This is a genomic window from Pedobacter psychrotolerans (assembly GCF_004340665.1).
Classification (GTDB): domain Bacteria; phylum Bacteroidota; class Bacteroidia; order Sphingobacteriales; family Sphingobacteriaceae; genus Pedobacter; species Pedobacter psychrotolerans.
Genome location: NZ_SLWO01000006.1, coordinates 208401 through 227445, shown reverse-complemented (window position 1 = coordinate 227445; position 19045 = coordinate 208401). Strand labels below are relative to the sequence as shown.

21 protein-coding genes and 1 pseudogene are annotated in these 19045 nt (G+C 35.5%); 11 read left to right on the top strand and 11 right to left on the bottom strand.

Features of this window, described 5'->3' with window-relative positions; translation table 11 throughout:
• Nucleotides 1–115: 115 nt before the first annotated feature.
• The 8 genes from EV200_RS16330 to EV200_RS16295 all read right to left on the bottom strand — a co-directional run bounded on the left by EV200_RS16330 (nt 116) and on the right by EV200_RS16295 (nt 6825).
• Nucleotides 116–1141 (bottom strand): FecR family protein, encoded by a 1026-nt coding sequence (locus EV200_RS16330; RefSeq protein WP_132534538.1) that lies wholly within the window; start codon nt 1139–1141, stop codon nt 116–118.
• A 207-nt stretch (nt 1142–1348) separates the two neighbouring features.
• Entirely contained in the window at nt 1349–1939 is a 591-nt protein-coding gene (locus EV200_RS16325; protein ID WP_132534536.1) for an RNA polymerase sigma factor, read from the bottom strand.
• 76 nt (nt 1940–2015) lie between these two features.
• Nucleotides 2016–3419, bottom strand: coding sequence for a S41 family peptidase (locus tag EV200_RS16320; RefSeq protein ID WP_132534533.1), 1404 nt, complete (start codon nt 3417–3419; stop codon nt 2016–2018).
• A gap of 97 nt (nt 3420–3516) precedes the next feature.
• A complete protein-coding gene (locus EV200_RS16315) occupies nt 3517–3996 on the bottom strand; it encodes a DUF1203 domain-containing protein (RefSeq protein WP_132534531.1) in 480 nt (159 codons plus the stop codon).
• A 449-nt stretch (nt 3997–4445) separates the two neighbouring features.
• Nucleotides 4446–5054 (bottom strand): Crp/Fnr family transcriptional regulator, encoded by a 609-nt coding sequence (locus EV200_RS16310; protein WP_132534529.1) that lies wholly within the window; start codon nt 5052–5054, stop codon nt 4446–4448.
• 134 nt (nt 5055–5188) lie between these two features.
• The gene (locus tag EV200_RS16305) at nt 5189–5611 is read right to left on the bottom strand and encodes a DUF1810 domain-containing protein (protein WP_132534527.1); all 423 of its coding nucleotides are present in this window, start codon (nt 5609–5611) and stop codon (nt 5189–5191) included.
• 173 nt (nt 5612–5784) lie between these two features.
• A complete protein-coding gene (locus EV200_RS16300) occupies nt 5785–6129 on the bottom strand; it encodes a hypothetical protein (protein ID WP_132534525.1) in 345 nt (114 codons plus the stop codon).
• Nucleotides 6130–6282: 153 nt separating this feature from the next.
• A complete protein-coding gene (locus EV200_RS16295; RefSeq protein WP_208864560.1) occupies nt 6283–6825 on the bottom strand; it encodes a DoxX family membrane protein in 543 nt (180 codons plus the stop codon).
• A gap of 159 nt (nt 6826–6984) precedes the next feature.
• Between EV200_RS16295 and EV200_RS16290 the strand changes: the two genes are divergently transcribed.
• On the top strand, nt 6985–8520 hold the full coding sequence (locus tag EV200_RS16290; RefSeq protein ID WP_132534523.1) for a DEAD/DEAH box helicase: 1536 nt from the start codon (nt 6985–6987) through the stop codon (nt 8518–8520).
• An 84-nt stretch (nt 8521–8604) separates the two neighbouring features.
• Here the strand turns inward: EV200_RS16290 and EV200_RS16285 are convergent, their stop codons facing one another.
• The gene (locus tag EV200_RS16285) at nt 8605–8790 is read right to left on the bottom strand and encodes a hypothetical protein (protein ID WP_132534521.1); all 186 of its coding nucleotides are present in this window, start codon (nt 8788–8790) and stop codon (nt 8605–8607) included.
• Between the two features lie 85 nt (nt 8791–8875).
• The gene (gene tssD, locus EV200_RS16280; protein WP_229676858.1) at nt 8876–9403 is read right to left on the bottom strand and encodes a type VI secretion system tube protein TssD; all 528 of its coding nucleotides are present in this window, start codon (nt 9401–9403) and stop codon (nt 8876–8878) included.
• A 128-nt stretch (nt 9404–9531) separates the two neighbouring features.
• Between tssD and EV200_RS16275 the strand changes: the two genes are divergently transcribed.
• From EV200_RS16275 to EV200_RS22115, 5 genes are all read left to right on the top strand, one after another.
• Complete coding sequence (locus EV200_RS16275) at nt 9532–10035, top strand: GNAT family N-acetyltransferase (protein WP_132534519.1); 504 nt, start codon at nt 9532–9534, stop codon at nt 10033–10035.
• A gap of 47 nt (nt 10036–10082) precedes the next feature.
• Nucleotides 10083–10679 carry a hypothetical protein gene (locus EV200_RS16270; protein WP_132534518.1) on the top strand — a complete coding sequence of 199 codons (597 nt, stop codon included), beginning with the start codon at nt 10083–10085 and terminating at the stop codon, nt 10677–10679.
• A 56-nt stretch (nt 10680–10735) separates the two neighbouring features.
• A complete protein-coding gene (locus tag EV200_RS16265; RefSeq protein WP_132534517.1) occupies nt 10736–11230 on the top strand; it encodes a hypothetical protein in 495 nt (164 codons plus the stop codon).
• Between the two features lie 241 nt (nt 11231–11471).
• On the top strand, nt 11472–12881 hold the full coding sequence (locus tag EV200_RS16260; RefSeq protein WP_132534516.1) for an alpha-L-fucosidase: 1410 nt from the start codon (nt 11472–11474) through the stop codon (nt 12879–12881).
• Nucleotides 12882–13314: 433 nt separating this feature from the next.
• Nucleotides 13315–13464, top strand: coding sequence for a DUF2256 domain-containing protein (locus tag EV200_RS22115; RefSeq protein ID WP_132534515.1), 150 nt, complete (start codon nt 13315–13317; stop codon nt 13462–13464).
• Between the two features lie 131 nt (nt 13465–13595).
• Here EV200_RS22115 and EV200_RS16250 read toward each other — a convergent pair whose 3' ends face one another.
• On the bottom strand, nt 13596–13781 hold the full coding sequence (locus tag EV200_RS16250) for a CsbD family protein (protein ID WP_132534514.1): 186 nt from the start codon (nt 13779–13781) through the stop codon (nt 13596–13598).
• 270 nt (nt 13782–14051) lie between these two features.
• Between EV200_RS16250 and EV200_RS16245 the strand changes: the two genes are divergently transcribed.
• The 5 genes and pseudogenes from EV200_RS16245 to EV200_RS16230 all read left to right on the top strand — a co-directional run bounded on the left by EV200_RS16245 (nt 14052) and on the right by EV200_RS16230 (nt 18486).
• Nucleotides 14052–15596, top strand: coding sequence for a PAS domain-containing protein (locus EV200_RS16245; protein ID WP_132534513.1), 1545 nt, complete (start codon nt 14052–14054; stop codon nt 15594–15596).
• Nucleotides 15597–15605: 9 nt separating this feature from the next.
• Nucleotides 15606–15971, top strand: a complete 366-nt coding sequence (locus EV200_RS16240) for a response regulator (protein WP_132534512.1) — start codon at nt 15606–15608, stop codon at nt 15969–15971.
• 78 nt (nt 15972–16049) lie between these two features.
• Nucleotides 16050–16421: pseudogene (locus EV200_RS22230) on the top strand (PAS domain-containing protein); the annotation flags it as partial.
• Nucleotides 16422–16859: 438 nt separating this feature from the next.
• On the top strand, nt 16860–17501 hold the full coding sequence (locus EV200_RS22225) for a sensor histidine kinase (RefSeq protein ID WP_373287857.1): 642 nt from the start codon (nt 16860–16862) through the stop codon (nt 17499–17501).
• 91 nt (nt 17502–17592) lie between these two features.
• Nucleotides 17593–18486: a bestrophin family protein gene (locus EV200_RS16230; protein ID WP_132534511.1), complete on the top strand. Its 894-nt coding sequence runs from the start codon at nt 17593–17595 to the stop codon at nt 18484–18486.
• Nucleotides 18487–19045 lie beyond the last annotated feature (559 nt).

Here is a 19045-nt window from a genome sequence, read left to right as displayed (position 1 = left end):
GCTGGGTTGTTCGAGCAATCCGGCTCCTTATTTATATTAAGAGATTTAATTTTTTCGTAAATATTTTCTAGTCAGTTTTGCGCATTTCTATTGCGACTTTTAAGTAGTTAACTCATCATTGGCAGCCCTTCCCCCATACGGTAATTGTTTTAGTATTGGTGTCTATTTTATATTTAATGTGTTTTCCACTCATGATGTGGATTTCTTCCATTACATCATTAATGCTTTTATTAGAAAATGTGGCATTGAATCTGCATTTAGAAAGTTGGTTGCTCTGGAGTTCAATATTTACATTATAATACCTTTCCAATGATTTGAGTATGTTTGGAAGGCTTGCATCTTTAAACACAAAGCTATTTTTGATCCACGAATTGATATCTGTAATGCGTTCGGTACCTACGCTGTAATTGTGCTTATTTAAATAGTAGAAGAGTTTCATACCAGGTGTAAGCAGTGAAAGTTGTTTCATTTTACCTTGGCTATTGGCAGAAACACTTACCTTTCCGGTACGTACAGCCACACTAAAGGTATGATCCTGAGGGTAGGCATAAATATTAAAAGAAGTACCCAGTACCTGCGTCTGCATCTGTCCGCTGTGTACAACAAAGGGGCTGGTGGTGTCACGTTTCACCTCAAAAAAAGCTTCTCCTTCCAGTCGGATATTTCTATGGTTGCCTTTTTGAAAACGAGAAGGCCAGATCAGCTTACTTCCGGCACTCAGGTATACGATCGAACTATCCGGCAATATCAGTTTTACTTTCTCACCTTTAAGGGTAGTTTTTGTGAAATAGGTGATGGCAATTTGTGCAGGCTTTTGTACTTTTTGATAGGTATACCAAGCCAATGCAGCAGAAATGATTACCACAATAGCTGCGGCATATTTGAAAATGGCATAAAGGGGATGGCTTTTCGGTTCGCGTTCTTCTACCTTCGCCCAAATTTGTACCAGACCTTGTTCAGCTTCTGCAGAATGATCGGTTTTTTTAGCCTGCTTATCCCAAACCTTTTCCATTACCTGATGAAACTCGCTGTTTTCATTTGTTTGATCGGCCAGGTAATCCAGCACAATTTTTTCTTCCTCCTGATTGGTTTTACCTTCCAGATAGCGTTCAAATAATATTTTAATGTTTTCTTTTTTCACTTTTAATCGTAGTGCTTTAACGCCTTATATGCTGTGCACTGTGATATATATGTTTGAAATGCTGGATACAGCTATATGGAATTGAATTTATTTTTAAATAATAATTAAAACCTTGTTTATCAGTTATTTATTTTTTTTAATTAGGCTGGCTCTAAATGAAAAATGCCCTGAAGGGCATCACATCATCAATCAATAGAAGAGATCAGTTTAGCAGCAAATGAAAGCGATTAAGGATAAAATCGTTTCCGGAGAATAAGTTTTAAAATATTTCCGCATGATGCTTAATGATTTTTTGAGGTGGTTATTCACGGTGTTTTTTGAAATCCCCATCAATTGCGATATTTCTTCATGTGTATGGTGATCATCTCTGCTCATCAGGTATATTTTTTTTACCTGTGGTGAAAGTGTTTCTATCGCGTTTTGTGCTATCCGTTTAGATTCTTTGGCATTGAGTTCATCTTCTATCGCATTAAAGGATTCCTGCTGACATAAATTCTCATTGCTATAGGCTTTTTCCCTTGCTTTTTTGCGAAGTACCATTAAGAAATTGTTACGAACAAGGGTATAAAGAAAAGCATCAAAATTTCTTTCCGGATTTATTTTAGCCCTGTTCTCCCAAAGCCTTACAAAAGTATCCTGCGTAAGTTCTTCTGCCTCTTCCTTACATCGGGTGAAATGATGCGCATAACCGTATATCTTTTGGCGATACTGGTAATAAAGTTCATTAAAAGCAGCTGAATCGCCATTTTTGATATTGTTCAGGAGTTTTATCTGATTAAAACTTTCCAACTTTTCCATGAGTAGCAGTTATGGGAGGCAAGTTAGCCGTCGCGTTTAAAGTTAATGTTAACACAATGAAACCTTTTCCCTTAGATTACTTGTGGGTAATGACCGTGCTGTTCCGGGTGGATTGAAGCCGTGAATCCAGAAGTATGTTTCCTGCCTGAAAGCTGCCTGAAAGTGCTTTATTAATGCCGATTCCTGATTTTGATATTTTACCTGTTATCCTGCCTATAGCCGTTTTAATCAGCGGATCGCCCGGATCACCAAGTGGGAGCAAGGGTAGCGTATTCATTTCATTAATGACCACATCAGGATCAATCCCCAAATTATACGCACCGTTCCCTTGCGCATTAAAAAGTTTATAAACAATAGGATACATTTCCCAATTCACCTGTTTTGGATTCCTTGCATCGAAAATGCGGAAGGAGGCTTCGTCTTTACCTCTTGTTTTTTCTCCAATCTGGATCACCTGGATAAAGGGCTTGAGGTTATTAATGATGATTTCTGCAGCTGATGCCGTAGTTGCAGTAGATAGCACATAAACCCGGTTAAGGCCCAGATTCTGCTGGAGCAGTGCATTAAAGTTTAAGGTACGATCAAAGGTGGATGAAACACCGATAGACTCTGTTTTGGTACCCCCATTTTTATTGCCTTTGTACGTAATGAAAGGCTTATCATAGGTGATGTTTTGAGCAATCATGACACAAATTCCTGCTGCTTCTGCTACCTGTCCACCCGCATTATAACGGAGATCTAGGATAAGATCAGAAATGCCCTGTGCTTTAAAATTGCTAAAAACAGGGGAGAGGGAAGTGGCCAGACCAGCATTAAAATCAATTAGATACAGGTAACCGATTTTTTTTCCATCACTTTCTATCATCCTGCTGATTTCTTTTTGATCGAGGATCACGCCTTTACTGATTTCAACCGTACGGGTATCGGTCCAGATGTTATTGGTCTGTTCGGCCAGGCTCATAGAAAAGCGGTCACTGTTTAATATTTCATCCTGCAAGGCCTGGGCGTTAGCCGATGTTAGTGTTTTTCCATTTATTTTGCTGATGTAATCTCCACGTTTTAAACCTGCTCTTGAAGCCGGAGAATCTTTTAAAACCACTTTGATAATTCCAATTACTTTTGTACTGTTCTGGTCACTAACGGTAGTATAATCAAAACCAAAATTCCGGTTGCTGGGCGTTATGGTGGTGGCATCACCTGGCAGGTTAATATACGAGAAACGGTCAGATGGATTGCGGAGGGAATAAAAAAAATCTTTAGGCGGTAAAGCAATGTCCTGATCGGCACGTAACTGTTCATTCCAATAATAATAACGCTTAAGGCTATCCAGTATCCAGGTGTTAATGTTTTCATTGCTTCCTATAGGATAATCAAGCTTTTTCTGATCTTTCTTGCAAGAAGAAAGCATCGCTAAAAAAAGCAGGATGATACAAATAGAGCAAAAAGCTGTTTGTTTTAATGAGTTGGAGCGTTTTATCATGATAGTTCTGAATTTCACATCAAAATTAAGTGTACGCTTGTTAACTCCACGTTAAATATCAGCATGTTATCATAATGGTAGGATATACTACAATTGACTAAACTCGCTCTATTTTGCAGATGTAACAACAAGCCTCAGCATTTCTGGCATGCAGGTAGTCGATTTCCGTGTGTTGATCGAAAATTTCACCAATTAAATGATCAACATCTGCATCGCCAATTAATTGAGTGTACATCATTTGCTGATCTTTGGAATAGCCAATTAACGATAATGGAAATTTTTCTTTATCGGCTTTGATTTCTGGTGGGAATTGATGGATATTACGATAAGGTTCAACATCTTTTTGATGTATAAATACTGGTCCAGGTTGATTAAAAACATTATCAATGGTAAATGGACTATGGGTAAACAATAGCCGGATATCAATGCCTACAATGAAAGGTTTTAAGGATACACGGCAAGGACCAAAACCAGCGGCTACCTGTTCAATCACGTCGTGACCAAAATTATCTTTTAAAGTTCGTTTAATATTATTTGCGTATGCCGCGGAGATGGGGACAATTTTAAATTTCTTCATTTTATGAATTTGAATTACAAATAAATCAAGTTTTGAATAGGTAAACAATCCGAAACTTGCTGAAGTAAAATCAGGCATTGGACATTAAATCTGTCGATGTTTTACTCAAAAGAGTAGATTTATGGATAATTTATTGATTATTGGGCGTAATTGAAATGGCCTGGAGGACTGATGGAATTTATACTTGAAGTGATGATTAGTGAGTATTTTTTTTGTGATCAGTAAGATTTGTATTGGATCTTCAGGGTAATGTATGATGCTCAGAAATACGATCAGTAAATGGGGTAAATTGTCTTTAATAGATTTCTTAAGTGCTTATTAACCAGTAGTAAATATTTTAAATAAAAGATTAATCAGTTTTTCTTACCCTGATTAATCTGTTTATTATTGTATACAGTTTATGTTGTGTTTGTATAATAAATTATCAATTATTGATCATGTTCTATACGTCAGGTAGTAGAACTATTTAACATCTGACTTCGCAGACGGCTTAGCGTTTCAATACGCATACCCAAATAGGAAGCTAAATATTTCAAAGGAATTCTGTGGTAGAATTGGGGGTGAGTGTCATTCATTCTATTAAGGCGCTTAACAGCACTGTTAAGCCGAATTAAATAGTTCCGTTCTTCAGCATCGTGGTAATGTTGCCATAGCAGTTTTCTACAAATCATACTCATTTCAGGGTATTCTGCCAGTAATTTTTTGACTAATAAATTTGTAATTAAAATAACTTGACAGGGCTCTATTGTTTCAATAAACTGAGGTTTTGCTGTACTGAATTGTTTTGAAAAAAGGGTTAATCCAACAATTTGTCCTTCTATAGTAATCCAGGTGGTAAGATCTTCACCATCTTCACGGGTAAAGCCACGCGCTGCTCCTGATAGGATAAAATACATATTTGGATGCATATCCAATGGGCTGACAATGTGCTTCCGTTTTTTAAATTCGATTACCCGGGTTTCGTTGATAATTAAGGTGGCCATGTCTTTTGGTACCCGACCATGTTGTTCTAAATATCTAATTAATATTTTAGACTTTTCTAAGTGATTCGCGTTCATTATATAGGGATAGAGGACAAACCTTACAGAAATGATGCCGTTTTAGTAGATGTGAATTTACAAATATCTCTAAACCGTATACCCCAATCAAATAAACGCTTGTAGAATTTATTACACGAATTTAAATTAAATTATTATTGATCTAATTGTTTAATGGTAGATAAATCAGGATGATCATGATAAAATTGATGCAATATTTCCTTGAAAATTGGATTAGCATTTTCAACTTTTGAGAACAAAGTCATAGATGAATGCAGTTTCAGGTCATCAGGTGAACCTAATATTTCATTTGCGCTTTTGTTAGTATGTTTTAGCAATGCTGAAGAAATTTCTTGCAAACGCTTCCCAAGTATAGGATGGTTTAGATATTCTTCAGCCTCTTTTAAACTCTTTATACCATAATATGTAGCCATCTCACTTCTACCTAAACCAGATAGCTGAGGGAAAATATACCACATCCAGTGAGTGGTTTTTCTTCCATTTGAAATTTCATTTAGTGCCATAGCATAGCTGCTTTTTTGGGCTTCGAGAAATCTATTTAAGGTATCTTCTTTCATATTGAATATAGAACCCTTAATGTTTGATGTTGGTTTTCAAAGCAGCAATATCTCTGATTAGATTTACACTTAACTTACGAGAAATATACTCCTAAATTCTAAGGCAAAAAAAATGAGCAATTTTAAATTGCCCATTCTAATTTATTTTTAAATCTTAAAAATCAGATTTAAGCCTATCCTTCGTTAATGTGTCTGTGAAGGTATTCTTCCACATTAATTAAATCATTATCTACCTGTTCTTTAGCCGTCATAGAGTTATAGTGTAAAGAATCCTCATCAAACTGACTAAGCAAAGTAATTTTTAATTCTTCTTCACCTGTCGTGGATTCAACAGTTTGGCTTTGACCAACAATTGTACAGATTCCTTCTATGCCATCATGTACAAAACTATATTTCATTTCGAATGTATTTTCATCCTTCATCGGTATTTCAGCAATCTCTGTATACTCGCGTTGTTCTACGGTTTCTAATCCTTGCTTTAATAATTTTATTGCCTGTTGTCTTTTATCTTCTGTCATGATGTGTCTTTCTTGTATAAAGCATTAACAGAAATGAGCAGGCATAGTTTTAAATAAAAGCAGTTCCTTTAGTTATACTCCACAAATAGCATCTGTGTACATGGCTTATTGATTTAAGTACCACACTTTTAGAATTTATATTTTAGATAATTATTATTTGAAATGGGATAGCATGATCATCGAGCCTAAAGACAGGAAGAAAATTAAAGTGCCTATAGTGATCCAGATCGGTTTGATTGGCGGAACAATGAATTTTTCATCCTGGTATCGGAAATTATCCGGATACAGCATGAACTTTATTTTATACCAATCCCATGCTATCAACATCAGGTTTGCGAGTAACATTAAACTGGTAATAATATAAGTACCTGAAAAATTCATACTCATCGTGATGACCCAGATATTTCCCATAATGGTAAGAAAAAGAATTGCGCCTACAGTCGCAAAGCGCTGGCTCATCAGTAGGAATGCTGCTAAAAGCTGTATACCACCAAGAAACTGCCAGTAAGTTCCGGTTTGGTAAAGTGCTTCAAAGAAATAGCCTATTGTTGTGTCAGTGCCAGCTTTTGTAAAGCGTGCACCTTTCAATTTGGTTAAACCTGATGGAATAAATGCGAATCCAATTAAGTATCGGGTAAGGTAGATGAATAGGTTAAGATTTTTGTTGGTTCTTAAACGATAGTAAAGTGCATTCATATATGCATTGAGATGCCAAAAGGCATAATTTGTTACAATAATTGTCTTCACTAATAACAACAAATTCTAAATCTGAAGATGTTTGGTTAACGCGTCTTTTAAAGATTCTGGTTGTGATTATATTTCAAACTTTTTCTGTTGAGGTCGGGTTCTTATGGTATGAATCTAACCGAAAATACAACCATGCTCCCGGCTACAAAAAGAAAGCTTTATTATTATCAGCAGCAAGATATTGATCTTCTTTTCAGTAAACTTAATGAAGACAGTAGCAGCAAAGCAAGATTATTATATCAACTTTCTACCGGTGGTGGAAAAACTGTTATTTTCTCAGAAATTGCTAAACGTTTTATTCAAAGCCACGGTAAGAAGGTGATTGTGTTAACGCACAGAACTGAGCTTTGCAGACAAACTACTGCTGCCTTGAAAGCCAGTGGCGTGATCAATAAAGTGGTAAACAGCGGCGTGAAGAAAATTTCTAAAAAAGATACTTTCGAGTGTTATGTTGCAATGGTTGAAACCTTAAAACACCGGATAGATGATGGATTAATTAATACCACTGATGTTGGATTGGTTATCGTGGATGAGGCACACCATAATTCGTTCCATAAACTGCTTGGGCAATTTGAAAATGCAGCTGTTATTGGTGTAACGGCTACACCTTTTTCGGCTAATGTAGATTTGCCAATGAATAAATTTTATGATGAATTAATTATAGGAGAACCTATTTCATCTTTGATTAATCAGGGTTTTCTCGCTAAACCTAAAATTCACGGATATGATGTGGAATTAAACACACTCAGAACTGGTATTTCTGGAGATTTTACAGTGAGCACTTCAGATGAGCTTTATGGATCGCAAGCAATGCTCGATCTGTTGCTTGATGCTTACGAATCTCATTCGTTAAAGAAAAAGACACTGATTTTTAATAATGGTATATTTACATCAAGAAGGGTACTAGAAACCTTTACCAAAGCTGGTTATCCTATTCGACACCTGGATAACAAAACTTCTCCAGCCGAAAGGGTCGAAATATTGAAATGGTATAAGAAAACAAAAGGTGCAATTTTAACTTCAGTTTCTATCCTGACCACAGGGTTTGATGAGCCTAGCATTCAATCTGTGATACTTTACCGGGCCACTACATCCATTACCCTTTATCATCAGATGATAGGCAGGGGTGCCAGAAGGTTAAATGGTAAGAAAACATTTAACATCATTGATTTAGGTAATAACAATGAACGTTTTGGCGAATGGAATGCACCCATAGACTGGCAGCATGTGTTCGAAAATCCTGATATATACCATGAATGCCTGCATAAATCTACTAGCATTATCCATCAGATCTCACCGGAATTAAGGGCCAAGTTTCCAAATTCACTCGAGGTTACTTTTGATATATTGGCTGCATATCAAACAGCAATGGAAACGGGTCAAAAGGCAAAAATTGTGATTCGCGATTCTATCCGTCAACATGCATTGATGTGTGTGGATAATAGTGAGACTCTAGCAGAGGCACTTCAGCTATGCGCTGAATTGGATAAAGAAATAGATTTCAGGGTGAAACAATATGGAAAGTGTTTAGGTAAGGTAACCAAAAATTATATGAAGTGGCTAGGCGAAGATTATCGTAGCCGTTTAAATAAAATGGTGTCTAAACTGATGGGTAAACGTGGATTGTTGCGTACTGCAGTTTAAAATGATGGCGGTTTTTTGGAAAGCTTTGACAAATTGATCTTGTGTTGAACTCAAGTTGTCAAAGCTCATATTAATAAATAGCCACTACTCTGATCTTTCAATAAATTTATCATCGCCTTCCTTCGGTATCTCATCATCTTGATTATGAGTGGATTGATCTTTAAAGTCAACGATTTGTTTTCGGATGTGATCGAACTTAGCATTACTGCTTAATAATGTGATCAATTCGTTAATTTCTGCGGCGCTAGCCTGTATTTCTAATTTTATCATCTTTTGTTAAAAAAATAAAAGGTCTAAAATCTTATGATGTTAATTATAGATTATAGACCTTTTATGTGTTTTATAAGAGGAGATATTACTGCTCTAGCATAATCCCGTTAATTGATAAACCAGTGCAATTAAGTGATATCGAAGTATTACCCATAGCATCTCCATAATAGGTAGAAGAGAACTGATCTGAATAACTGCTTAAACTACCATTTAAAAACTTAATGGTTCTGGTTGGAAGTTTACCGTAACTATCTGTTATGGTAATGGTACCATCAAAAGTTGTTTTTTTGGAAGCCAGTAGTTTCATCATATCATCCTGAAGGTTTTTCGCATCCATCATCAGGTAGAAAACACCAGACTTGTAACTTGAAGTTGGTACATTGGCTTTGGTAGAAGTAGAATCCTTACCTTTAACGGGTAAACTTAAAGCTGTTTCATCATTGTACCTGGAAAGGGTAGTGGATACACTGTTTAGTGTCGTGTTGATTGTTTTACCTTGTGATTTAACACTAAGTACAATCGAAATTCTGGATTCTTCCTGCTGTGCATGAGCAGTTTTGATTTGTAGTGATGTTAATAACACCACCGACATAAGGGCGATAATATTTCTCATTTTTTTTTAGTTTTTATTTAAACATCAATACAGCATATTTGTTCGGTATGTATAGAACAAAAAATTAGCTGTAAAAATTAAAGATGATCTGCAAATTGTTTATCATTATAACCAGTTAAGCTGAATAAATGATTGTAAATAGTATCCGTAAGGTTAAAGAAATTGAACATCTTCAGGTATTAAAGCTATGGGAAGATTCTGTAAGAGCTAGTCATGATTTTATAACTGAAACCGATATTGAAGATTACAGGGAGCGGATCTCAAACAGTCTGATCAACATGGAGCTATTTTGTATTGAAAAGGCTGAGGAGATGCAAGGTTTTATTGCGCTGGCCAACTATAAAATTCAATTGCTATTTGTTCATCCGAAGGTTTACAGGCAAGGGATTGGTAAAAACTTAATTGATTTTGCCATCCAGCACCATCAGGCTTGTATGGTTGATGTAAATGCTCAAAATACACGGGCAGTTTCATTCTATAAAAGTTTAGGTTTTGAGGTATATCAAAAATTCCCGAATGATGGTGCAGGAAAACCTTACCCTGTCTGGAGTTTAAGATTAAACCATATAAAATCGAAAGAAAACATTTGGCAGGATTGGAAAAATAAGTTAGCTTCTATATTAAAACTATAATTATCATATTTTTATAATACAATAATCAACATAAATAAATTCATAAAATGAAAATAACATTTCTCCTTTTTACACTAACACACTTCTTGATAGCTGATTTAGGTAATCGATACCAGGTAGATGATGAGGTGCAGGTGCCTGTGGCTTTAAAAAAATACATTCCAAAAGGTTTTGAAGCATTAGAGATGGCCAAGGGAGATTTAAACCGCGATGCTTATCCTGACGTGATTCTGATATTGAAAAAGAGAGGCGAGGAGAAAACTTCAGATGTAAATGATCATCCAGAAAAAAGGCCTTTGCTGATCTTGCTCGGCCAAGCTGATAAATCTTATAAACTTGCAGCCAGGAGTGACAACAGTGTATATTGTGTGGATTGCGGTGGCCAGATGGGCGATCCATTTACCGGAGTTACCATTAAAAATGGTTATTTTTCTGTTGAACATTATGGTGGGAGCGGCCAACGCTGGACTAGGATTGTTACTTTTAAATATTCTCCAGCTGAAAAGAATTGGTTTTTATTTAAAGATGGTGGAGAACGTTTTCATGCTACAGCACCCGAAGAATTAAAAACTGAGGTAAAAACGGCTAAAAATTTCGGTAAAATTTCATTTCAGCAATTTGATATTTATAAGGAAGAAAAATAAATATAATTGTAAACTTGGAAAACACCGACTAAATATTTCAAATAATCCTTTATAATATGACCAGAAAAACAATTGTTTGCGCTTTATTGATGTTTGCCGCTCATACAACTTTCGCTCAAGATGAATTTAATGTTGAAGTGCCGAAAGATATCATCATTTTAAATAGTACAAAGGATTATAAAACCGCCTTATCAACTGCTAAAAAGGCATCTGTATTGCTTCGCAAGAAATTAGATCTTAGAGGATTAATGCCAAACAACAAAATTGGCTTATCTATGAGTAAAGGCGATTGTATGGAAGATGCTGGTGGAGATGAAACTGGTTACCCTTGCTATCCTGCACGTGGTGATGGCGCTGCTATCAATGATGATTATATTTCTGTGGAGTATTCCAATGCATATAAAGGGTTTGCAAAAGGCTATTATATTGTTGTGGCCGCCATCACGGATGTAAAGTCACTTGATATGAAAAATAAACTGGCTGCAATTAAGAAGAAATATCCTGATGCTTATGCAAAACGTACCAACATCTGGAGGGGATGTATGCATTAGCCGTAACTAAACTTACGTTTAACAGCCTGAATTAATCTTATCAAAGGGAATTTAATTACTGCAAATAAGGGTAGTTTTCTTGATTATTATAGTCGATCGGATGATAATCATTTAGGTGTTTTAGACTTATCTATGTAATAGGTTTTTTACTATCAAAATCCTAAGCAAGTGGTCAAAGTCATTAACTTTACGAGCAAACCCAATAAATTTGTTGTCAAACTATTTCCCATCATTTAAACTTATGTCCATTCAGAAAAACGTTTTAGTAGTCATTTATCTGCTATTTTATGTATTCACTGCTACAGCTCAAACTAAAATTGCAGATCAGGAGAAAAAATTAAATCAGCTTCAGCAGCAGTTTGTAAATTTACGCTTTGGAATGTTCATCCATTACAATATTCCTACCTATGCCAATGCAGATTGGCCAGATCCGGATGCTTCTCCAATGCTTTTTAATCCTAAAAAGTTAGATGCCAATCAATGGGCAAAGGCAGCAAAATCTGCCAATATGAGTTATGGCTGTTTAACAACTAAACACCATAGCGGCTTTTGCATTTGGGACACTAAAAGCACTGACTATAATGTGATGAACAGTCCGTATAAAAGGGACGTGGTAAAACAATTTGCAGATGCCTTTCGTGCAAATGGATTAAAGGTGATGCTTTATTATTCTATTTTAGATACACATCATAAGCTGAGGCCAAACCAGATTACACCGAAGCACATTGATATGATTAAACAGCAGATTACTGAATTGTTAACCAATTATGGTAAAATTGAAGCACTGATTATTGATGGCTGGGATGCGCCTTGGTCTAGAATTTCTTATGACGACGTACCCTTTGAAGATATTTATAATTTAATTAAAACCTTACAGCCTGATTGTTTAGTGATGGATTTGAATGGTGCCAAATATCCTGCCGAAGGACTTTATTACACCGATATTAAAACATATGAAATGGGTGCAGGGCAACGAATGAATCACGAAAATAAAGTGATGCCGTCACTGGCTTGCCTGCCCATTAATACTTCATGGTTCTGGAAAACTAACTTTCCAACCACCCCGGTGAGAAGTCCTAAGGCAATTGTTGATAGTTTGATTAAGCCCTTAAATGCAGCCAGTTGCAATTTTATCTTAAATGTGGCGCCAAACCGTGATGGATTAATTGATGATAATGCCATTCTATCTTTAAAGGAAGTAGGGAAGATTTGGAAAAACGAAGGCCCTACTGCTAAATTGCCGGCATTTGGTCTTCCTATTATTTCAAGTAACCTGGCCATTCAGCAGGCAGCCAATGCTTCCTGGAGTGATGATATGGACATTATGGATTTTGCTAACGATGACGATTATAAATCTTCATGGAAATCCAATAAAGAAGTTAAAAATGCCTGGTACGAGGTTGATTTTAAAAATGAAAAAGCCGTCAATATGATTGTAGTGGCTGAACAAAAAGCTAACATTGATACTTATATTCTGGAATACTGGAATGGAGCGGAGTGGAAAAAAGCATTTGAAGGCAAAAATGAAAACAGAATTAAAATTCACCGTTTCGACCGCGTATGGACTAGCAAAGTGCGCATTCGGATTGAGCATTCAAAACAAACACCAACAATTGCAGAATTTCAGGTATTTAATGAGCGAAGATCATAATTTTCACATAAGTATAGCATTTAAATTATAGTTTTTGTTGTTTTGGAGTTTAAAGTATTTCTAGTTATACATCACAAGGCGTAATTGATTTACGAATTTGAAAGGTAAAAATACCCTTTATTGTTTAAATTCAATCTTGGGCACCATAATTGTATATTATGACCTCGTTAGAATTAAATCAACGGGACGATTTAGATTAATAACATGATGCATGATTGATTATTGCATCAGTCAATAAAGCTATCTGGATGGATAGCTGATGATAAAACAGACCTCGCAAACATGCGAGGTTTGTTTGTTTAAAGCGTTTTAGAAATGTTGAACTTCTTAGTGTCTAAATAAAATTACTCACCGTCTGACTAAATTTTATGCATGAAGCTGAACGATTAAGATTTGTTTATTTATTTTAGATAAGCACTGGTGGTAGAAAAAGATGAAAAATATTAAAAAAGAAAACTTACCTGAAAAAATTTGTCCGGTTTGCCAGTTATCATTTACCTGGCGAAAAAAATGGGAAAGAAATTGGGATACTGTAATTTACTGCAGTAAGAGATGTGCACTAACAAAACGTCGATTAAAGTAAAATATAAATAGTCAGGTTCAAGATTGATTTATACTTAATTTATAAAAAGGAATTTCTTTTAAAAAGGATAGTAAAATGAAAGCGCCACATGATATAGATTTTCATGTGGCGCTTTATTATTAAATGAGTGATTACAATGACTTTAACCAGGTTATCACCTCGTCACGAGTTTTTCCTGTTTTCTGCTGCAATCTTCCATAAAGTTCATCGTCTTTACCTTCTTCATGTTTCAAATCATCATCAGTAAAATCGCCGTAAGCTTGTTTTACTTTTCCTTTGAGCTCATTCCAGGCTCCTTTTAATTCTAACTTGTCCATATTATTACAATTTATGTTCTGGTATTAAACACTGTGTTTGTTATAATGTTTTTATACGTGACTTAAAAGCGTATTCCTACTTGCTATAAACGGACTTATACGGTTTTTTTCATGATTTTGAAAAACTAAACATTGCTTTTTTAGTTAATGTATCTAATTGTCGGCGATTTCAGTTTAGAAAGAACTAACAATGAAAAATCAATAAGGATAGGTTAGTGTATTAACGATACCATCAATCAATTCAAATTGATAGAACAGACAAAGAAGATCATGAATATACTTGAAAACGGAGAATCAGCACACTCCAATAACGACACCAAAAAAGATTTTGAATTGCTCTCGAGAGCAATGGATGCTTCTATTTCCGGAATTATCATTACTGATAATTTAGAACCAGATAACCCAATTATTTATTGCAATAGTGCTTTCGAAAAAATGAGTGGTTATAAACGTTCGGAAATTATCGGACACAATTGTCGGTTTCTACAACGTGAGGATCGTACGCAAAAAGAAAGGATGCTTATTCGTGAAGCTGTTTCAAAGGGTGAAAGTTGTACCGTGGAGATTAGGAACTATCGGAAAAATGGTGATCTCTTTTGGAATGAGCTGTTTATCTCGCCAGTTATTAGTCAGGATGGAGAAATCACCAATTTTATTGGTGTTCAGAATGATGTTACCCAGCGTAAAAAAACTGAACAGGATTTAAAACAGCAGCAGGATTTGATGGAAAAGCAAATTGCCGACCGTACGCGTAACTTGCGGGAAAGTGAACTTTTCCTATCCAGTATTATTCAAACGGTTCGTGAAAGTCTGTTGGTATTAGATCCGGATTTTAATGTAGTAAGTGCCAATGACCATTTTATTAAAACTTTTAAGGTTACAAAAGAGGAAACTGTTGGTACCAATTTATATAAATTAGGTAATCACCAATGGGATATCCCAAAACTGAGAGAATTGCTGATTGATATTCTGCCAACCAATAACCCGGTAGAAGACTTTGAGGTAGAACACGATTTTCCACACATTGGCAGAAAGCTGATGTTGCTTAATGCTTACCGGATAGAACTGGAAGGACAGTTTAAGGATCAGATTCTTTTGGCAATAGAAGATATTACAGAGAAAAGAGAGATTGAACGTCGAAAAGATGATTTCTTATCAATCGCAAGCCATGAGCTTAAAACACCTTTAACCACCATCAAAGGATATGTTCAGGCGATGGAAAGGGTAATGCCCGAAAATGCTGGTGAGCGTTTCCGAAATATGCTTTCCAAAACCTCACAGTATCTTGATCGGTTGAATAACCTCATTGCAGAGTTATTGGATGTTTCCAGAATCCAGACAGGAAATATCGAACTGCATAAATTGCCCTTTGATTTTGATAAAATGGTAAAGGAAACAGTGGAAGCCATCCAGTCAGCGTCCAGTAATCATGAAATCCAAATCACAGGAACTTCCGGAATTAAGGTTGCGGCTGATGAATCCCACATTATTCAAGTGTTGAATAACCTTTTATCAAATGCGATAAAATATGCACCAGAGGCAGAAAAAGTACATGTTCATATTTCGAAGGTAAGTGAATTTGTTAAAGTATCTGTAACAGATGAGGGCATGGGAATTAGTCTGGAAGATCAGAAGAAGATTTTTGAGCGTTTTTTCAGGGCTGGGGAAATTCAGCAACGTTTTCCGGGCATGGGCATCGGACTTTATATATGTGAACAGATTATTAAGAATCATAATGGCACCCTTTGGGTTGAAAGTGAAAAAGGTAAAGGGTCTACTTTTAATTTTACTTTGCCCGTAAATACAACAAATTAGAAGAGAATTATGAATGATAATAAGACAATTTTAATCTGTGATGATGATGAAGGAATTTTGGATATGCTTGAAATGGTATTTGAAGATTCTCCATACACGGTAATTGCTGAGCAAAACAGCTTAAATGTTAAGGGAATAGTAGAAAAGCAATCTCCAGATCTGGTGGTGTTGGATTTATGGATGCCTGTATTGTCTGGTGATCAGGTCCTTAAAATGATTCGTAAAAATCCTAAAACAGAAACGCTTCCGGTAATTATTATCTCAGCAAGTAGAGAAGGTAAAAAAATTGCAACAAATGCTGGTGCAACGGCTTACATTTCCAAACCTTTTGATTTTGAAGAATTGATGACCATGGTAAACCATTTAATGAGTTAATATAAATCGCTCCACATAGGCTTTGTAGTTAAGTAAATTTTATTGCAATAGTTTGAAACAGGATTAAGGAAAATAGAAATGGAACCGGCTATACCAGAAGAAAATTATAAGACTAAGTATATCGAAAGTGAAAAAAGGTTTAGAAAAATATTTTCGTTAACCTCCGCCGCTACTAAAATCATTGATGAAAATCTGGTGATTTTAGAAGTGAATGATGCGTTGATCGATTTGATGGGATATACGAGGGAAGAGATTTGCGGGAAGAAAATTCTTGATTTTGCCATCAAACCCTATATTCAATCCTGGCAAAAGCTGCAGCATGAGATGTGGGCACATGGAAAGCCTTTTTTTAAACTTGAAGCTTGTTTGAAAAAGAAGAATGGCGATGTGGTATGGGTGCATGTAACCACTATTCTATTTAATGATGGTTATAAAAGATTTGCTTATTCCATGCTAGACGATTATACTTTTATGAGAAGCTACCATGAAAGTGAGAAACGTTTGAACATGTCGCTCCAGTACTCCAGAATGGCGGTTTTTGAGCTGAATCTTGAAAATGGAGATTTGGTACCTTCTCAAGGTCTCAATGAAATTCTGGGTATTAATCTAAATCAGGCACAATTGGATATAAATATGCTGGCAAATTGTTTTATTGAAGATGATGCTAAAGATCTGCAAAATCTACTAAAGAAAATGCCTGAAGAAAGTTCCATTGATTTTGTGGGCAGGGTTAATACGGGATCAGGAATTAAATGGGTAAGGTTACAGGGACGCACTGAGGCGGATGAAAATAATATCCAGAAACTTTTAGGCACCATACAAGATATCAGTAAAGAAAAACAAGCTGACCAGTATAAGGATGATTTTATTAGCATTGCCAGTCATGAATTGCGTACACCCATCACTATCCTAAGCGGAACCTTGCAGCTACTGGATCGAAATAAGCCAGATGGCGATTTAAAACTATCAGGCCTTATTGAGCAAGCCAATAAAAGCCTTAAAAAGGTGACCATTTTAATTGAAGACTTGCTTAATGCCAGTAAAATGAATGAAGGCCAGTTGCATTTAAATAAGCAGCCTTTTAATATTGTTGAGGCAGTTAATGAGTGTTGTGCACACATCAATCGTGAAGGAATTTATCAGATATTAGTTGAAGGAGATCTTTCTACTGATATTTATGGTGATGCTGACAGAATACAGCAGGTGATTATTAATTTCGTGAATAACGCGATTAAGTACGCACCGGATGAGAAAATCATTACCATTAAAGCTATTGATGAAGGCGATGTAGTTAAGGTTTCCGTAATCGACTCCGGGCCTGGAATTGATCAGGAAAAAGCTGAACACCTCTTTGACCGCTATTATCGTGTAGATTCAAAAGGTAGCCAGTATTCTGGTCTTGGGTTAGGGCTCTACATTTCAGCTGAAATAATAAAAAAACATGGTGGAAAAATTGGTGTGAACAGTGTAAATGGGAATGGAAGTGAATTTTGGTTCATTCTTCCGAAACAAAATCAACAGATCAATTAATCAAAACACTGGCTTACTAAAAACATTAATTCTGGTATAACCGTTATTACAGATGAAAATGATATATTAAACTCGATATTAATAGAAAGATATGCTTCTGAATAAGACGATTCCAGCTAAATATATTTTAAATAAAATTAAATGGGAAGTACTTTATGTATTGATCATTGGATTATTGGTAAACTTCCTCACGGCAGAATATAGAAATCTGATTCCAGAAATGCCTATTGCCATTCCAACATTTATTGGTACAGCGATTTCAGTAATTCTGTCTTTTAAGATCAATCAATCATATGACAGGTGGTGGGAAGCTAGAAAAATATGGGGTAGTATTGTGAACGATAGCCGTAGTTTTGTATTGCAACTGCAGTCATTTATCTCCCATAATAAAAATGATGAAATTAAAGAATTGGCTTACCGCCATATTGCCTGGTGTTTTAGTCTTGGTCAAAGTTTAAGAGGCAATAATGCCTTAGAAAATCTTGATCGTTACATTAGTGATAAAGATCTCAAAGCTATTGAAAGTCATAACAATAAGCCACTGGCATTACTTCAGTTAAATACCTTGCAAATAGCAGATCTTCGAGAAAAAGGTGAGCTGGAATTATTCAGTCACATACAAATTAACAACACACTCGTCAATTTTTCAAATGCCATGGGCATGGCAGAACGGATCAAAAGCACAGTATTTCCTAAAACCTACCGCTTGTTCCTGCATTTTTTCATTTATATTTTCGTAGTAACCCTTTCTATAGCTCTACGCAACATTGATAGCTTTTTTGAAATTCCATTGTTGTTGGTGATATCATCCGCATTCTTTCTACTGGAGAAATCTGCCACTCACCTGCAGGAACCCTTCAACAATAAACCTACTGATACCGCCGTAACTACCATTGCAACCACTATTGAAATTAATATTAAGCAACTGCTTGGAGAAGATAATGTTCCTGAACCGCTGGCACCATTTAGTTATTATGCGATGTAGTTTGAGGTTATATGTGCTCTGGATATTTTATTTATAATGTAAGTTATAACCGAATTAAGGATCATCATCTTTAATAAGTGTCTTTTTTAAAAGAAAAATCCTATACCACCATTTACAAACGTTATTGTTACGTTTATCGAATTAATCAGTATATTTGGTCTGTCTTAAATGATTGCATAACCGTCAGGTTAACTACCTGTTCGTGCAACTTCAATTTAAGGTTAACCAAATATATTCCTATGAAATTAACATTCTTATTGATTGTAATGCAATCATTGGCTTCAAATTTTGCCAAGCCTAATCTGGGCGCAATCCATAAAATAATGCTTTCTTCTTCTTTTCCAAACATATCAAATTTCTGCATTAGCATTGGAAATACTTTAACTATTTCAAGCTAGTATAAGCTGTATGAGTAGGAGATGGCTATCATTCATTTAGCCTTTGATGAAGTTGAATAGCCGTCTATATCTGCTTGAATTCACATTTACAATTTCCATAAAATCGAAACTACTAATCATTAATTTATAAACCAAAACTACTATTTTATGAAAGTCTTTAT

What these genes read in the sequence shown, in the direction of transcription:
- EV200_RS16325 (WP_132534536.1), bottom strand. Translation starts at nt 1,939, where the DNA reads ATGGAAAAGTTGGAAAGTTTTAATCAGATAAAACTCCTGAACAATATC.
- EV200_RS16320 (WP_132534533.1), bottom strand. Translation starts at nt 3,419, where the DNA reads ATGATAAAACGCTCCAACTCATTAAAACAAACAGCTTTTTGCTCTATT.
- EV200_RS16315 (WP_132534531.1), bottom strand. Translation starts at nt 3,996, where the DNA reads ATGAAGAAATTTAAAATTGTCCCCATCTCCGCGGCATACGCAAATAAT.
- EV200_RS16310 (WP_132534529.1), bottom strand. Translation starts at nt 5,054, where the DNA reads ATGAACGCGAATCACTTAGAAAAGTCTAAAATATTAATTAGATATTTA.
- EV200_RS16305 (WP_132534527.1), bottom strand. Translation starts at nt 5,611, where the DNA reads ATGAAAGAAGATACCTTAAATAGATTTCTCGAAGCCCAAAAAAGCAGC.
- EV200_RS16300 (WP_132534525.1), bottom strand. Translation starts at nt 6,129, where the DNA reads ATGACAGAAGATAAAAGACAACAGGCAATAAAATTATTAAAGCAAGGA.
- EV200_RS16295 (WP_208864560.1), bottom strand. Translation starts at nt 6,825, where the DNA reads ATGAATGCACTTTACTATCGTTTAAGAACCAACAAAAATCTTAACCTA.
- EV200_RS16290 (WP_132534523.1), top strand. Translation starts at nt 6,985, where the DNA reads ATGAATCTAACCGAAAATACAACCATGCTCCCGGCTACAAAAAGAAAG.
- EV200_RS16285 (WP_132534521.1), bottom strand. Translation starts at nt 8,790, where the DNA reads ATGATAAAATTAGAAATACAGGCTAGCGCCGCAGAAATTAACGAATTG.
- tssD (WP_229676858.1), bottom strand. Translation starts at nt 9,403, where the DNA reads ATGAGAAATATTATCGCCCTTATGTCGGTGGTGTTATTAACATCACTA.
- EV200_RS16275 (WP_132534519.1), top strand. Translation starts at nt 9,532, where the DNA reads ATGATTGTAAATAGTATCCGTAAGGTTAAAGAAATTGAACATCTTCAG.
- EV200_RS16270 (WP_132534518.1), top strand. Translation starts at nt 10,083, where the DNA reads ATGAAAATAACATTTCTCCTTTTTACACTAACACACTTCTTGATAGCT.
- EV200_RS16265 (WP_132534517.1), top strand. Translation starts at nt 10,736, where the DNA reads ATGACCAGAAAAACAATTGTTTGCGCTTTATTGATGTTTGCCGCTCAT.
- EV200_RS16260 (WP_132534516.1), top strand. Translation starts at nt 11,472, where the DNA reads ATGTCCATTCAGAAAAACGTTTTAGTAGTCATTTATCTGCTATTTTAT.
- EV200_RS22115 (WP_132534515.1), top strand. Translation starts at nt 13,315, where the DNA reads ATGAAAAATATTAAAAAAGAAAACTTACCTGAAAAAATTTGTCCGGTT.
- EV200_RS16250 (WP_132534514.1), bottom strand. Translation starts at nt 13,781, where the DNA reads ATGGACAAGTTAGAATTAAAAGGAGCCTGGAATGAGCTCAAAGGAAAA.
- EV200_RS16245 (WP_132534513.1), top strand. Translation starts at nt 14,052, where the DNA reads ATGAATATACTTGAAAACGGAGAATCAGCACACTCCAATAACGACACC.
- EV200_RS16240 (WP_132534512.1), top strand. Translation starts at nt 15,606, where the DNA reads ATGAATGATAATAAGACAATTTTAATCTGTGATGATGATGAAGGAATT.
- EV200_RS16230 (WP_132534511.1), top strand. Translation starts at nt 17,593, where the DNA reads ATGCTTCTGAATAAGACGATTCCAGCTAAATATATTTTAAATAAAATT.